Source organism: Sinosporangium album (genome assembly GCF_900100605.1).
Classification (GTDB): Bacteria; Actinomycetota; Actinomycetes; order Streptosporangiales; family Streptosporangiaceae; genus Sinosporangium; species Sinosporangium album.
In genome coordinates, this window is the sequence record NZ_FNCN01000059.1 from 1 (window position 1) to 15,291 (window position 15,291).

15 protein-coding genes are annotated in these 15,291 nt (G+C 68.2%); 6 read left to right on the forward strand and 9 right to left on the reverse strand.

The window, feature by feature from the left end; all coding sequences use genetic code 11:
* Window positions 1-287, forward strand: a 287-nt coding sequence (locus tag BLQ73_RS29810) for an integrase core domain-containing protein (protein ID WP_143020521.1), incomplete at its 5' end; no start/stop codon positions are given.
* A 485-nt stretch (window positions 288-772) separates the two neighbouring features.
* The gene (locus tag BLQ73_RS32935; protein WP_176955768.1) at window positions 773-934 is read left to right on the forward strand and encodes a hypothetical protein; all 162 of its coding nucleotides are present in this window, start codon (window positions 773-775) and stop codon (window positions 932-934) included.
* A 258-nt stretch (window positions 935-1,192) separates the two neighbouring features.
* Here the strand turns inward: BLQ73_RS32935 and BLQ73_RS29825 are convergent, their stop codons facing one another.
* From BLQ73_RS29825 to BLQ73_RS29850, 6 genes are all read right to left on the reverse strand, one after another.
* On the reverse strand, window positions 1,193-1,474 hold the full coding sequence (locus BLQ73_RS29825; RefSeq protein ID WP_093176064.1) for a metal-sensitive transcriptional regulator: 282 nt from the start codon (window positions 1,472-1,474) through the stop codon (window positions 1,193-1,195).
* A 23-nt stretch (window positions 1,475-1,497) separates the two neighbouring features.
* A complete protein-coding gene (locus BLQ73_RS29830) occupies window positions 1,498-2,580 on the reverse strand; it encodes a glycosyltransferase (protein WP_093176040.1) in 1,083 nt (360 codons plus the stop codon).
* A complete protein-coding gene (locus BLQ73_RS29835) occupies window positions 2,577-3,362 on the reverse strand; it encodes a hypothetical protein (protein WP_093176042.1) in 786 nt (261 codons plus the stop codon). The genes BLQ73_RS29830 and BLQ73_RS29835 overlap by 4 nt, the downstream gene beginning before the upstream one ends.
* Before the next feature lie 159 nt (window positions 3,363-3,521).
* Window positions 3,522-5,615: a (Fe-S)-binding protein gene (locus BLQ73_RS29840; protein ID WP_245691550.1), complete on the reverse strand. Its 2,094-nt coding sequence runs from the start codon at window positions 5,613-5,615 to the stop codon at window positions 3,522-3,524.
* Between the two features lie 328 nt (window positions 5,616-5,943).
* On the reverse strand, window positions 5,944-6,714 hold the full coding sequence (locus tag BLQ73_RS29845) for a TetR/AcrR family transcriptional regulator (protein ID WP_093176048.1): 771 nt from the start codon (window positions 6,712-6,714) through the stop codon (window positions 5,944-5,946).
* A gap of 4 nt (window positions 6,715-6,718) precedes the next feature.
* Window positions 6,719-7,549, reverse strand: coding sequence for a sugar phosphate isomerase/epimerase family protein (locus BLQ73_RS29850; RefSeq protein ID WP_245691549.1), 831 nt, complete (start codon window positions 7,547-7,549; stop codon window positions 6,719-6,721).
* 182 nt (window positions 7,550-7,731) lie between these two features.
* On the opposite strand from BLQ73_RS29850, the gene BLQ73_RS29855 reads away from it, so the two are divergent.
* The 3 genes from BLQ73_RS29855 to disA all read left to right on the forward strand — a co-directional run bounded on the left by BLQ73_RS29855 (window position 7,732) and on the right by disA (window position 11,194).
* Window positions 7,732-8,430, forward strand: a complete 699-nt coding sequence (locus BLQ73_RS29855) for a class I SAM-dependent methyltransferase (RefSeq protein WP_093176051.1) — start codon at window positions 7,732-7,734, stop codon at window positions 8,428-8,430.
* A gap of 54 nt (window positions 8,431-8,484) precedes the next feature.
* Entirely contained in the window at window positions 8,485-9,894 is a 1,410-nt protein-coding gene (radA, locus tag BLQ73_RS29860; protein WP_093176054.1) for a DNA repair protein RadA, read from the forward strand.
* Window positions 9,895-10,108: 214 nt separating this feature from the next.
* Window positions 10,109-11,194, forward strand: coding sequence for a DNA integrity scanning diadenylate cyclase DisA (gene disA / locus BLQ73_RS29865; protein WP_093176056.1), 1,086 nt, complete (start codon window positions 10,109-10,111; stop codon window positions 11,192-11,194).
* 93 nt (window positions 11,195-11,287) lie between these two features.
* Here disA and BLQ73_RS29870 read toward each other — a convergent pair whose 3' ends face one another.
* Window positions 11,288-11,986 (reverse strand): hypothetical protein, encoded by a 699-nt coding sequence (locus BLQ73_RS29870; protein ID WP_093176059.1) that lies wholly within the window; start codon window positions 11,984-11,986, stop codon window positions 11,288-11,290.
* A 178-nt stretch (window positions 11,987-12,164) separates the two neighbouring features.
* Between BLQ73_RS29870 and BLQ73_RS29875 the strand changes: the two genes are divergently transcribed.
* The gene (locus tag BLQ73_RS29875; RefSeq protein ID WP_275936339.1) at window positions 12,165-13,037 is read left to right on the forward strand and encodes an HhH-GPD family protein; all 873 of its coding nucleotides are present in this window, start codon (window positions 12,165-12,167) and stop codon (window positions 13,035-13,037) included.
* A gap of 157 nt (window positions 13,038-13,194) precedes the next feature.
* Here the strand turns inward: BLQ73_RS29875 and BLQ73_RS29880 are convergent, their stop codons facing one another.
* Together BLQ73_RS29880 and BLQ73_RS29885 are read right to left on the reverse strand one after the other, a co-directional pair.
* Window positions 13,195-14,145, reverse strand: a complete 951-nt coding sequence (locus tag BLQ73_RS29880; protein WP_093176062.1) for a sugar phosphate isomerase/epimerase family protein — start codon at window positions 14,143-14,145, stop codon at window positions 13,195-13,197.
* 461 nt (window positions 14,146-14,606) lie between these two features.
* Window positions 14,607-15,291, reverse strand: a 685-nt coding sequence (locus BLQ73_RS29885) for an AAA family ATPase (RefSeq protein ID WP_176955769.1), incomplete at its 5' end; no start/stop codon positions are given.

The following is a 15,291-nucleotide window of genomic DNA, read 5'->3' on the forward strand; positions in this document are numbered from 1 at the left end:
GGCTCGAACAGGTCGGCGCGGCGCGTTCTGTCGGCAGCAGGGGCGACTCGTATGACAATGCGGCAGCTGAGTCCCTGAACAGTCTCTACAAGAAGGAGCTCATCGACTTCAATGGCGGCTGGAAAGGCGTCATGGACGTGACTATCGCCACGATGGAATGGGTTGCCTGGTACAATTCTGAACGGTTACATTCTTACTGTGGGAACGTCCCTCCGGCCGAGTATGAGGAGACGTTCAACCGATCGATCGCCAGCACTGACCTGGCGGCCGAGAACCAAGCGATCTAGCCTCCAACTTCACCGGGGCGGCCCAGGAGATCCACTTCGCCGCTATTGGCCAATCAACCGAGAACTGCCTGTGTTGTTCAAGCCGCCGAGTCGTGATCGCGCGGCGGCGTTGCTCGGGGCAGCTTATGCGACGGGGTTGGCGTGGTGCGCGCTGGCGGGTGTGACGCCGCCCACACGGGGGTTCGTTTCCGCGTCGGCGGTGGCTCAGTCCCTGGTCCACGAGCGGGACGACCCTCGGCCGGATGTGTCAGGAGTCACAGGAGAACACTGGTAACCCACCATGCACAGAATGACACTCTTTCCCTCTACTCCTCGTAATTCATTTGCATCATGGACTTAATTGAATTGTGATCTCACAATCAGGAAATGGTCCTTCGAGGGGCCTGCGGCTGACGTAAGGAATGGTCCCGATGGGCCATGTCGCCGAAAGGCCCCCAGCCGTAACCTCGAAGAGGGTGTGGGGCTGCGGGAGGAAGGACGACGCGGTGGGGCACGACGAGCTTGACTCGCGGGTCCACGATCGTGTCGCGTTGGATGAGATCGACCTCATCGCCGAGGTGCTCAGCGCCGTTGCGATCAGCGAAAGGCGGCTGACCTTGGAGGAACTCGACAACGCGCTCGGATTGCGGACCACGGCGAGATGCTGATGGACCATCGGACCATTGGGTCCCGGACCCTCGAAAAGGCCGGGACCCCAAGATCTACCACATAGTCCCAGCCAGCGCTGTGACTAGTTAGCTAGTCAGATCGTTTCTCCGGGACCATGTCCCTTTGGGTGATACGAATCCCCCGACCTAGTCCAGGTCCGGGCTACTCCCCACATGGGCTCATGAACCAACCCGACGCGTTATGAACCAACCCGATGCCTCATGGACCGGCGCGGCGCCCCATGAGTCGGCCCGGTCTCATGAACGCACCAACCGGGCGATGGCGGCGGATGCCTCCTTGACCTTGGCCTCTGCCTCGGGCCCGCCGGTATTAATGGCCTCCGCCACACAATGGCCGATGTGGTCTTCCAGAAGTCCGAGCGCGACGGCCTGCAATGCCCGGGTCGCCGCGGAGACCTGCGTAAGAACATCGATGCAGTAGGAATCGTCTTCCACCATGCGCTGCAGGCCCCTGATCTGGCCCTCGATCCGGCGGAGCCGTGTGAGATAAGCCTGCTTGTCGGCGCTGTACCCATGCATGCCCACCACGGTACCCGCTACCCCTATGCGGGACCGCGCCCGCGCAGGTCCGCGATAGTCGTCTCCCACTGTTCGGCGACCACGTGCGCGGTGTGGCGCATCGCGGTCGAGAGCGCGCCGGCGGCCAGGGACCTGCGGCGGCGTTCGTCGTCGATCAGCGCGAGCAGCGCGAGAGCATACGCCTCGGCTTCGCCCCCGCCTTCCGGCACGAGCACACCGTTATATCCAGTGACGAGGAAATCGCCGGGCCCCCGCTGACTGTCGAAGCCGACAACGGGCACACCGCAGCCCAGCGCCTCGATGACCGACATGCCGGGCACCTCGGTGCGCGACGTCGTGGCCACGATCGAGGCTTTGGCGAACTCCCCGGACAGATCCGGGGTCGTGCCCATGAAGTAGACGTGGTTGTGGAGGTTCAGGTCGGCGACCATGTGGCGGAGGCGCTTCTCTTCGGGGCCTCCGCCGTACAGCCGCAGCCGCCAGTCGGGGCGTTTGCCCACCACGATCGCGAATGCGCGTACGAGCCGGTCGTAGGCCTTGGCCGGCACCCACCGGCCGCCCGCGGCGATGATGCGGTTGTCCATCCGGGATCTCGGCCAGGGTCCGGCGGGTAGGGCGTCGGGGATGAGGTGGATCTGGCCGGGGTCGCCGGTCAGGGTGCGCCACTCGGCGAGCCCGCTTTCGGTGGCGGTCACGACCGCGTCCAGACGGGGATAGAACTTCCGGATGGGACCGGGGACGGGGGGACGAGCCCATTCTCGGGCGATACGGGTGATCTCACGGGGGGCGTAGCGCGCCGCGTGTACCGCGAGACCGGGCCGCGTGGTGATGAGCACATCCGAGCGTAAGCCGCGCAGCATCCGCCACAGCGCGACATCCGCACGAACCTGCCCCGTCGGGAACAGATGGCGCACCCCCGGCCGCGCGTCGAACAGCCACCGCAGGGCGACCTTGGGCCCCACCGGGAAGAACGGCTTCTCCCGCTGGCGCTTCACGCTGATCACTTCGATGTCGTGGCGTTTGGACAGCTCGGTGGCGAGATTGAGTGTCGAGCGGATATCGCCGCGCATGCCGTACGCCGAAGGCACCAGCAGCGAGATCTTCACCTGTTCACCTCAAGGCGCAGCTCATCGTCGTCGGTGTATACGGGCTGGATGGCGACCCCGTCGACGTGGGCCGCGGGATACTGCAGGCGGCGCCCCTTGCCATCGACGTCGTCCAGTCTGGCGCTGAAGCGCAGCGGATCGGACAGCCCCTCGACCGCGAGGGTGGGGTGCCAGGTGCCCGAGTGGGCGTCGACCATGTCGCACAGGGAGACCTGGGCGTGGAACCGCACCCCCTGTACGGTGGCCGTCGTGGCCAACGTCCCGAGCGGCCGGTCACGCGTGAGCGTGAGCCTGGCCGTGTGGCGCATGTCGTCGTCGTCGATCCCGGTGTAGGCGAGCTGGCCGGTCACCTCGAACCGCCCCTCGCGGAACCAGACCGCGCGCACCTCCGCGGTCGGCTCCACTTCCGTGATCTTGATTGCGAGGTAGCCGCCCTGGGTGCGGTAGGCCCGGTAGGCGAGTGCGCGCCTGCTCAGCGTGTATGCCTCAAGATGGTCGAGCGAGAAGCCGGGATCGACGCTTTTCATGCGAACGAGCCGATCGCCGAGGCCGAGGTAGGCGTCCCACCGGCCGGGCGTGAGCGCCAGCGGGGCCAGCGAGACGGCGAACCCCACGTCGCGCAGCTCGGCGCCCGGGGCGCCGAGCCGTACGCGCCGCTCGACCGCCTCGGTGCGGTGACGCAGCACCAGCTCGGCGCCTTCGGCCACAGGGTCGTCGAGGGAGACCCGGAGCGAAAGGACGTCTGCCAAGGTGACCTCGGCATCGGTGACGACCAAGCGCATCCCGTGAGCTCCCTCCCCGCCGTGTGAGCCGCGCGACGTTGAGGTTACCGTGATTCTCCTGTTATGCGAAAGAAAGGTTTCCCGCTGAAGATCGCTTTCTTTCAAACTTCACTGGAAGTCAGATAATTTCGACGAATTCCGTTAAGCCACGGGGGCCGATCAGACCTTCTGCCCCTTCACCGACTTGATCAGCAACTGGGCCACGTCCACGACTTCCAGCGTCTCCTTGGCCTCGCCGCTGTTCTTCTTCTCGTTGATGGCGTCACCCAGCATGACCAGGCAGAACGGGCAGGCCGTGGAAACGGTGTCGGGATCGGTGGTGAGCGCCTCGTCGACCCGTTCGGTATTGATGCGCTTGCCGATCCGCTCTTCCATCCACATGCGCGCGCCGCCCGCGCCGCAGCAGAAGCCGCGGTCCTTGCAGCGGTGCATCTCCTGCGTCTGGACACCGGGCACCTTGGCCATGATGTCGCGCGGCTGCGCGTAAACCTTGTTGTGGCGGCCGAGGAAGCACGGGTCGTGGTAGGTGATCTTCTCCTCGATCGGGGTGATCGGGGTCAGCAGGCCCTCGTCGACGAGCTTGGACAGTAGCTGCGTGTGGTGCACGACCTCATAGGTGCCGCCGAGCGCGGGGTATTCGTTGGCCAGCGTGTTGAAGCAGTGCGGGCAGGTGGCGACGATCTTCTTGACGCCGGCCTCGTTCAGGGTCTCGATGTTCTGCTGGGCCAGCATGGTGAACAGGAACTCCATGCCGAGGCGGCGGGCCGGGTCACCGGTGCACGCCTCCATCGGCCCGAGCACGCCGAACTTCACGCCGGCGATGTGGAGCAGTTCGGCGACGGCCTTGGTGGTTTTCTTCGCGCGGTCCTCCAGTGCGCCGGCGCAGCCCACCCAGAACAGGTATTCGAGGTCCTCGGGCATTTTCTCGTCGACGATCGGGACTTCGAAGTCGAGTTCTTCGATCCACTCGGCCCGCTTCATCTCGGACATGCCCCACGGGTTGCCCTTGTTCTCCAGGTTCTTCAGCATCACGCCGGCCTCGGAGGGGAAGCTCGACTCGATCATCACCTGGTAGCGGCGCATGTCAAGGATGTGGTCGATGTGCTCGATGTCGACCGGGCACTGCTCGACGCACGCCCCGCAGTTCGTGCAGGACCACAGCACGTCGGGGTGGATGACGCCGTCCTCGCCGACCAGCGGCTTACCGGCCAGTTCGAGCACGTCGACGGGGAGATTCTCCCGCTCGGCCTCGGTGGCCATGATGTACGGCGCGATGGCGAAAGCGTGGTCGCGCTGGTCGAGGATCAGCATCTTCGGCGACAGCGGCTTGTCGGTGTTCCACGCCGGGCACTGGGACTGGCAGCGTCCGCACTCGGTGCAGGTGTAGAAGTCGAGGAAGCCCTTCCAGGTCGTGTCCTCGATCTTGCCGCGGCCGAAGACGTCGGTCTCGGGGTCGGCCTCCTCGAAGTCGAGCACCTTGCCGCCGCTGCGCATGACGTCGACGCCGCCGAGGCCGTCGGGCCTGCGGGAGAACAGCACGTTCATCGGGGCCGTGAAGATGTGCAGGTGCTTGGAGTTCACGACGATGACCAGGAACACCAGCATGACGCCGATGTGCAGCAGCAGGCCGATGTATTCGAGCGTCTGATTCGCCGAGGCACCGAGGGGCCTGAGCAGCGCGGCGGTGGCGTCGGATGCGAACGCGCCGGACTGGTACGGCAGATTGCCGAGGTTGGCCGCGGCCCCGCGGAACAGGAACATCGTCCAGATCACGTTGAAAATCATGAAGAGGACGAGCCAGGCGCCGCCGAGGTGCGATCCGGAGAAGCGCGATTTACGGCCCATGGTCTTGGGCGAGTTCTTGATGCGGATCACGGCGAAGGCGATGAGGCCGAGCAGCGCGGCCACCGCGATGAAGTCCTGCAGGAATCCCAGGATCGGCCATCTGCCGATCAGCGGGATATGGAAGTCCGGCGTTCCGGTGATCGCGCCCTGAATGAGCGCGCCGTACGCCTCCACGTAGACCGTGGCGAGAATGAAGAACGCCCACATGACGAAGAAGTGGGCCGTGCCCGAGGGCGTCCACTTGAGCAGTTTCTTCTGCCCGAGCACCTCGACGAGCTGGGCTTTGATCTCGGTTCCGATGTTCGCCTTGGCGAACTCCACGCGCTCAGGGGCCGGCTGGCCGCTCGTCGCAAGCTGGTAAAGGAACAGCACGCGACGGCCCGCCAGCGCGAGCGCGACGCCCGTCATCACGAGTCCGATTATCGCTACCCAGAGCACGCGCCCTCCCACATAAGGCGTTGGCTGCCGGCGCAGGACGCCGGTCATCCACGTTCACGACCACGCCACCACACATCCTACCGATGAGTAACAAACTGCCCCAGGGCACTCGGGACGAGACGCGCGGCGACGACACATCACCGATGCTAGAACAATGCTCCGTGAATCCACCGTAGGGGTGGCACCTGCGCACGTGTCAGCACAACACCCAGCACGTTGTCAGAACCTCAGAACGTCCGCCCCCACAGCCCCTGCCGAGTCGGACAGCAGCCTTGCAAATCAGACACCGGCCCGCAAATCAGACACCGTCGGCATAGCGCTGGATCGTCGGCGCGAGCAGCTCGACGAGCTCCTCCGTCTCAGCCGACGCAAGAGGTTCGAGCCGCACCACGTAACGCATGATCACGATCCCGAACATCTGCGAGAACGCCGCCTCTATACGCAGCGGTGACACCCCGAGCCCCTCGGCGACCTTGCCCAGCATGGCCCCGAGAATGAACTCCCGAATCATCAGGACCGCGCGATCGTTGGTCATCGCCGTACGCAGCAGCGCGAACACCGGCTGACGCCGGTCCGGATCGGACACCAGCGTGAGGACGAACCTCACCATCCGCTCACCGAACTCCTCGCGCGGGCCCTCCAGCAGCATCGGAACCACCACCGAAGGCTCCATCGGCAGCTCCATCGCCGCGACGAAAACGCCTTCCTTGCTCTCGAAATAGTGGTGCACCAGGGCCGGATCGACGTTGGCCTCACGGGCGATGCCGCGAATCGTCGCCTTGTCGAACCCCTTCTCCGCGAAGACCTGCCGGGCCGCCGCGAGAATCTCACCGCGCGTGTCGGCGAAGCCCGGGCGCCGACCCGGCCGCCGCTTCGGCGCCGCACCCTCGGGAGCCTTCCCCTCCGAGGGCTCCGAGGAAGCGTTCCCCTCCGAGGCGTCGTTCCCCCCGGAAGGGACGGCGTTCCCCCCCGGGGAGTGGTCCCCCTCCGAAGGGGCGTTCGCCGAAGATCCGCCACCCGAGCCGTTCGCACGGGCGGCGTCGCCCGCCTTGTCCGCCCCCGAGGTCACGACCTCACACGCCCTTCACCGTCGGCGAGAAATACAGCCGGGCGAACGCCAGCGCCTCGGCCAGGTCATCGATGCGCTCGGTCCTGCCCGCCGCCTTGCGGGTGTTGACCTCCAACACGATCAACCCGCCGTATCCGGTGTCGGCCAGCCGCGACAGCATCTGCGCGCACGGCTGCGAGCCGCGCCCCGGCACCAGATGCTCATCCTTGTTGGTGACGCCGTTGCCGTCGGCCAGGTGCAGGTGGGCCAGCCGGTCACCCAGTTTGCCCGCCATCTCCATCGCGTCCGACCCCGACACCGCCGTGTGCGAGAGGTCCAGCGTCACGTGCGGGAAGTCGTAGTCGACGGGGTTCCAGTCCGGGGAGTACGGCACCACCTCGTTGCCCCGCGCCCGCAGCGGGAACATGTTCTCCACCGCGAACACCACATCGGTCTCGTCACGCATCCGGGCCAGCCCGGCCTCGAAATCGCGCGCGTAGTCCCGCTGCCAGCGGAACGGCGGATGCACCACCACGGTGCGCGCCCCCAGCCGCTCCGCCGCGCGCTGCGCCCGCACGAGCTTCGCCCAGGGGTCCTTGCCCCACACGCGCTGCGTCACTAGAAGACACGGCGCGTGCACGGCCAGGATCGGCACCTGATAGTGATCCTTCAGGCGCTCCAGAACCTCGACGTCCTGGCTGACGGGGTCGGCGCCGACCATGATCTCGACGCCGTCGTAACCCAGCCGGGCCGCCAATTCGAACGCGTCGGGCGTGCGCTCCGGATAGACCGACGCCGTCGACAGCGCGATCTTGGCGCTGGGCTTCACCTGGGGCACGCGGACCAAGCCGGTCACGTGGGCGTCCCACCCGTGACGCGCCCGGCATGCCGCTCGCTCCACTGGCTGCACTGGCTGCACTGGCTCACGTCATTCAGCCTAAGCGGCCCGACGCCAAGGTGGCGTACGGACCGCGTTCCTCTCCCTCCACAGGGGAGTTTCCGGCACCGGGCCCGGAATGCCCGGCCTAGGGTTGTGCCATGTCTCGGATCGTAAAGGGGGCGATCCCCAGCCCCAACATCTGGAACACACCGCAGGTCTACGAGGTGGAGAACCGTGCCGTCGACCCCGATGGACTGGCCGACGCGGCGATCAAGGCCGTCCGCCCGTGGCAGGGGGCGACGATCGCCGACATCGGCTGCGGAACCGGCTACCACCTGCCCGCCTACGCCGCCGAGGCGGCCCAGGTGATCGGTGTCGAGCCGCACGGCGATCTCGCGGCGGCAGCCGTACGGCGATGCCGCGGCCTGCCCAACGTCGCGGTCCACGTGGCCGGGGCGCAGGACCTCCCCCTGCCCGACGCGTCCGTCGACCTGGCCGTGGCCCGCTGGGCCTACTTCTTCGGGCCTGGATGCGAACCCGGCCTCAAGGAGCTCGACAGGGTGATGCGCAGGGGCGGGGCCGCCTGCGTGATCGACCTCGACGCCACACGCGGGGATTTCGGGCAGTGGTTCCAGGGCACGGTGCCTCAGTATTCCCCCGCCGCGGTCGAGAACTTCTGGTCGCGCCAGGGCTGGCAACGCCGGGAGCTGGACCTCCGCATGGTGTTCGACACCAGGGCGGATCTTGAGGCGGTGCTCCGCATCGAGTTCGCCCCGGAGATCGCCGGGCGGGCCATCGCCCAGATCTCCGGGCTGAGCATCGACTATCCCAACGTGCTCCGCTGGCGGCACTTCTAAGACCGTCGGCTTTATCACACGGGGAATGTCCGCCGGGAACGCTAACGTGCCCTCATGGCGAAGGCAGGGCAGAAGCCGGGATACCGCTGCGGCGAGTGCGGGTGGCGCACCACCAAGTGGGTCGGCCGGTGCGGTGAGTGCCAGGCGTGGGGCTCCGTCGAGGAGGACGGGGCGCGCGTCGGCGCCAAGCTGGTCCAGCCCGGCGTCGTGACCGCGCCCGCGGTGCCGATCGGCCAGGTCAAGGCGGAGGTGGCCTTCGCCCGCACGACGGGCGTGAGCGAGCTCGACCGGGTGCTCGGCGGCGGCCTTGTGCCCGGCGCCGCGGTGCTCCTCGCCGGCGAGCCCGGCATCGGCAAGTCGACCCTGCTGCTCGATGTCGCCGCCAAGCTGGCCGGGCAGGAGACCGTGCTCTACATCACCGGCGAGGAGTCGGCCGCGCAGGTCCGCCTGCGGGCCGACCGCATCGGCGCGGTGCGAGACCGGCTGTTCCTGGCCGCCGAGACCGACATCGCGGCCCTGATGACCCATGTGGAGGCGGTTCAGCCGAGGCTGCTCGTGGTCGACTCCGTGCAGACGATCGGGTCGGCGCAGAGCACCGGCACCCCGGGCGGCGTCACCCAGGTCCGCGAGGTGGCCGCCAACCTGATCAGGCTCGCCAAGGAGCGCGACATGTCCACCGTGCTCGTGGGCCACGTCACCAAGGACGGGTCGATCGCCGGCCCCCGGGTGCTCGAACACCTGGTCGATGTGGTCCTGCAGTTCGAGGGCGACCGCCAGTCCCGGCTGCGCATGGTGCGCGCGGTCAAGAACCGCTTCGGCCCGACCGATGAGGTGGGCTGCTTCGATCTTCACGAGCGCGGCATCGAGGGCATCACCGACCCGAGCGGCCTGTTCGTGTCCAGGCGCCGCGATCCCGTCCCCGGCACCTGTGTCACCGTGACCGTCGAGGGCACGCGGCCGATCCCCGCCGAGGTGCAGGCCTTGGTCGCCCGCACCGAGGCCCAGCAGCCCCGGCGCAGCTCCTCCGGCCTCGACCCGTTCCGCGTCACGATGGTGCTCGCGGTGCTGGAGCGCCGCCTCAACGCCCGGCTCGGCGGGTGCGACGTCTTCACCGCGACCGTGGGCGGCATCCGTCTCAGCGACCCCGCGGTCGACCTCGCGACCATGCTGGCCGTCGCCAGCGCCGCCGGGGACAAGCCTCTGCCTTCCGGCATGGTGGTGCTCGGCGAGGTCGGCCTCGCCGGGGAGTTGCGCCCGGTCAAGGATGTGCGCCGCCGCCTGATGGAGGCCGCGAGGCTGGGCTTCACCAGGGCTCTGGTGCCCTCCGGTTCCCTCATGAGCGGCGTCGACGAGGGCGGTAAGGGGTCACTTGTCCCCATCGGGGGCCGCAAGGCGAACCTCGCGCCCGGATTCGACGTAGTAGAGGCAGAGAACGTGTGGGATGCCCTTACACACGTGACGTAGAGCACGTGACGTAGAGTTCGTCACTTGGCTTGTCCGGCTCCGTGGAGCACCCGGGCGGTAAGCTGAGCGTGACGAGAGACCAGCGGGGGTCAAGTGGCAACGACCATGAACAATCCGTCTCCTTCTTCCGGTCCCGCGCCGCATCGGCAGGAGGCCGAGGTCAGCGGCCCCGCCGTGCTCGGCGAGCCCTCGCTCACCACCGCCCGGGACCGACATGATCGCTGACAAGAGCTCCGACGATCGGCGCAGGGCCGCGCTCGCGGCCGTCGCGCCCGGCACCGCCCTGCGCGACGGGCTGGAGCGCATCCTGCGCGGCCACACCGGCGGCCTCATCGTGCTCGGATACGACACCGCCGTGGAGGAGCTCTGCAGCGGAGGATTCGAGCTCGACGTGGCCTTCTCCGCCACCCGCCTGCGCGAACTCGCCAAGATGGACGGCGCGATCGTGCTGCGCGGCGAAGACCACGGCATCGTCCGCGCCGCGGTCCACCTCGTGCCCGACCCGTCGATCCCCACCGACGAGGCCGGCACCCGCCATCGCACCGCCCAGCGCGTCGCCAAGCAGACCGGGCTGCCCGTCATCTCGATCAGCAAGTCGATGCGCATCATCGCGCTCTACCTCGACGGCATCCGCTACGTCCTCGACGAGTCCGCGGTGATCCTCTCCAAGGCCAACCAGGCCCTCGCCACCCTTGAGCGCTACAAACTCCGCCTCGACGAGGTGTCGGGCGCGCTCTCGGCCCTGGAGATCGAAGATCTCGTGACGGTCCGCGACGTGACCGTGGTCGCCCAGCGCCTGGAGATGGTGCGCCGCATCTCCGATGAGATCGCGGGCTACGTCGTCGAGCTGGGCACCGACGGCCGCCTGCTGTCCCTCCAGCTCGACGAGCTCGTCGCCGGAGTCGACTCCGAGCGGGAGCTGGTCGTGCGCGACTACCTGCCGAGCTGCACCACGCGGCGCGCCCGCGGGCTCGCCGAAGCCATGCAGGACCTCCACACGCTCGACTCGTCGCAACTGCTCGACCTGGCGTCCGTCGCCTACGTGCTCGGCCATTCCGGTGCCGACGCCCTGGACTCCCCGGTGAGCCCGCGCGGCTTCCGCCTTCTGGCCAAGGTGCCGCGCCTGCCCTCGGCGGTCGTCGACCGGCTCGTCGAGCACTTCGGCGGGCTGCAGAAACTCCTCGCCGCCAGCATCGACGACCTCCAAGCCGTCGGCGGCGTCGGCGAGTCACGCGCGCGCAGCGTGCGCGAAGGTCTTTCCCGCCTGGCCGAGTCGTCCATCCTTGAGCGCTACGTCTGACCTCCGGTCACACGCTCGGCCCGCGGCCCCCTTCGGTCCCCTCGGCCCAGGTGCCCGGCGAAGACCGCGATCGCCGGCCTCCGGCCCGGCCGTTCAGCGCAGGTGGAAGACGGCCTTGGGGGCCTTCAGCTTGGCCGCGCGCACGCCCACCACGTAGGTGCCCGGCCTGGCCTCGGCCCGGTCCGCCGAGCAGTCCCGGGCCGACCTGCGGCGATCCCATTCGATCGTCCGGACGTAGGGGATGCCCCGCTCAAGCCGCTGGATGTCCACACCGTCGCCGCTGATGCAGTCGGCCGACGACCACACGCGGTCGCTGCCCGAGGTGATGCGGATCTCCACGGACCGGGGGCCCACGTCGGTCGTGCACATCACCTTGCCGGTGTTCACCAGTGTGAGCATGAACGCCGGTCTGCCGCCCGCGCCGTAGACCTCCGTCTTGCCTTGCAGGTTCAGCACCAGGTCCTTGCTGTCGCAGGGCTCGCCCGGCGCGCGCTCGCGCGCGGCGGGCTTGGGCTTGGGCGTCTGCGACCGTTTGGACGGTGACGGTGACGGCGACTGCGAGGGTTTAGGCGTCGGGGTGAGGGCGGGCAGTCCCGCCAGCACCGGGGCGGCGGACGGCGACGCCTCGTTGCTCTGCGCATTGGAAGTGCGCCCGGGCCCGCTGGACCCGCTCGAACACGCCCAGGCCACGACTGCGACCACCACGAGCAGCCCCACGAGCACGAGCATGCGTCGCCGCCAATAGACGTCCGGCCCGCCGATGCCATCACTACGAAACGTGCCTGGCTCCATACGGACAGTATGCGGAGTCGTTGCCCGTTGGAGTCGGCGACCCGCCGTAGCCCCCTACCAGCAGGGATATCTTTGCTGGTTCGTGATCCCCTCCGGCAACGCCCTATCTATCCGCTGATTTCCCGAAGATTCCCATCCCCCGCGGCAGCGACAACCGTCGGCGGCTAAGGTCGGTGGCGTGCGCGAGCCAAGCCGACTACGGCAACCCGTTCTCGACTGGTATTCCGAGAACGCCCGCGACCTTCCCTGGCGTCGGCCCGACGCCACCCCGTGGGGCGTCCTCGTCAGCGAGATCATGCTGCAGCAGACCCCCGTGGCGAGGGTCCTGCCCATCTGGACCGACTGGATGGCGCGCTGGCCCACCCCCGGCCACCTCGCGGCGCAACCGCCAGGCGAAGCCGTACGCCACTGGGGGCGCCTCGGCTATCCCCGCCGCGCCCTCAGGCTCCACGGCTGCGCCCAGGCCATCGAGGCCCACCACGGCGGCGTCGTGCCCTCGGACTACGCGACACTGCGCGCGCTGCCCGGCATCGGCGACTACACCGCCGCCGCCGTGGCCAGCTTCGCGTACGGCGGGAGCCACGCCGTCCTTGACACGAACGTCCGGCGGGTGCTGGCCCGTGCCGTCCAGGGAGACGAATATCCCCCCAACTCCACCACAGCCGCCGAACGCAAGCTCGCCGAGGCGCTGATCCCGCCCCTCGGCGCCGCACGCTGGGCCGTGGCCGTCATGGAGCTCGGCGCGCTCGTCTGTACGGCTCGCGCCCCGCGCTGCGCCGACTGCCCCATCACCGCCCAGTGCGCCTGGCGCCTCGCCGGCAAGCCGGCCTATGAGGGGCCCGCGCGCAAAGGCCAGACCTACGCGGGCACCGACCGCCAATGCCGGGGCCGCCTCCTCGCCGTCCTCCGCCAGGCCCACGGGCCGGTCCCGAAGGCGGCCCTCGACGTCGTCTGGCACGACCCCGTCCAGCGTGAACGCGCCCTCGACGGCCTCCTCGCCGACGGCCTCGCCGAGGCCCTCGACGGCGACACCTTCCAGCTCCCCGCGTGACCGCGCGCCTCGACATTCCCCTTAGCCGCGCCCGGTAGCCCGCCCAAGGGGGCCCGTCGAGCCGTGGAATTTCACCCGTTCCAGGGGATCGAGATCAGGTGTCCTGGTCCCCCGGGGAAACTCTGGAAAAGGGGACCAGGAACCGGCGAGAACCGGGTCAGGCGGCCAGTTGGAGGCCGAGGGCGGTGAGGTTGGTGCGGGCCCAGTCCAGTTCGTCGGCCAGCATGGAGACGAGGGCGCCGGGGCCCTTGGTGCGCACGGGGACGACGAGGTCGTGGGTCTCGACCTCGATGTGGGCGCTGCCGTTCACCGCGCCGGAGAGCATGGCGGTCAGCGTGTCCTCCAGCACCGAGCGGGTGCTGGGCAGCTCCTCGCAGGCCTCGCCCTGATGGTTGTGGACGTGGCCGAGCTTGACCACGGTGGCCCCGGCGGCGGCGAGGCCGCGGAGCGCCTCACCGGGCTCTTCGGCGCCCCCGGCGAGGTGGCAGGCGTCGAGGCTGACGCCGAGGTGCTCGGAGTCGATGCCGCAGACCCGCTCAAGAGCCTGCTCGGTGGTTTCGAGCACGCAGCCGGGCCAGGGTTCGAAGCCGACGCGGATGGTCTTGCCGGTGACGCTGTAGAGGCCCCGCAGTTCACGGGCGAGCCGCTCCAGGCGGCGCGAGGCGATGCTGTGCAGGTCGGCGGGCCAGTCGCGGCGCCACCCGATGGGGATCGTGGAGATGCTGCCGAAACGCACGTCGTCCGGCAGAAGGAACGCGAGGATCTTGGCGAGCGCCATGGTGTAGCGGTAGCGCTCGGGCTTGGCCCAGTCGGGGCCGGGGTTGTCGTGGTTGCGCCCGCCGGTGCCGTTGAGGCTGACGACTTCGAGCCCGCGCTCCTCCAGGGAGCGGCGGAGCCGTACGAGTTCGATCCGGTCGGCGATCAGATGGTCGGCGACGCTGGGGGCGAGCCAGAGGCCGATGCCCATACGCTCCACGCCGAGGCGCTTGCGCACCGGTACGGCGTACCTCGTGAGGTGCGCGATCAGGTTTTCGAGGTCCTCAGCGGGGTGCACGCCGGCGTTATATGCCAGGTGTACGAGCGTGCCGCCTTCATGACGCAGCCGCATATTGTGCCTCCCACAGGCTTGCAAACCGAGAAGGGTGCCGTCTTCGGCCCATGTACGACAAGGCCGCGTCCATCGCAGCCGGCCACATGGGTCCCCTCACTGCCGGAACTCGGCCCCCGGGCATGCCGAAGCCTGCCCTGTCGGTCTAGGGTCACCGCATCCGCCCGACAGCGGATGGTCGACTACACCGCCCTCGGGTGATGCGGCCGAAGCTCACAGGTGGGCACCGCTTGCGCGGGCCCGTCTGGACGAGAGCTTAGCCGAATTCACTCTACGCAGTGTAGTACTACTTGTGGTGGCGCGACAGCTTATGGGCATGAGAATAGCGAAGACCCCACGTGAGAAGCCTCACGTGGGGTCTTCGACTCTTTGCCCCCCTGACCAGGTCGAACAGGTCCTGGAACCGGCTCGTCTCGATCAGTGCGGGCGGTGTTCCAGAGAAGTTCTGGAACGGTGCTGGGTCACTTCTGGATCGGCTCCACGATGGCCGCGGCCGAGTCCGGAACCCGCGGCGTCGGGGACGTCTCACCCGCGAAGGTGAACCGTGCCGCCTCGCCGGAGCCCTCGACACCGATCTTGACGGTCTGGCCGGGACGCAGCTCGCCGTACAGGATCTTCTCCGACAGCGTGTCCTCCAGCTCGCGCTGGATCGTACGGCGAAGCGGGCGAGCCCCCATCACCGGGTCGTAACCGCGGTCCGCCAGGAGCTGCTTGGCCTCGGAGGTGAGCTCCAGGCCCATGTCGCGGTCCTTCAACCGGTCGGCCACCTGGTTGAGCATCAGATCGACGATCTGGATGATCTCCTTCGGCGTGAGCTGGTGGAACACCACGATGTCGTCGACACGGTTGAGGAACTCGGGACGGAAGTGCTGCTTGAGCTCCTCCTGAACCTTGACCTTCATCCGGTCGTAGTTGGACTCGGAGTCGTTGGACTTCGCGAACCCGACCCCGATGCCCTTGGAGATGTCGCGGGTGCCGAGGTTGGTCGTCATGATGATGACGGTGTTCTTGAAGTCGACGACCCGGCCCTGCGCATCGGTCAACCGGCCGTCCTCCAGGATCTGGAGCAGCGAGTTGAAGATGTCGGGGTGGGCCTTCTCGATCTCGTCGAACAGCACCACCGAGAACGGCTTGCGCCGCACCTTC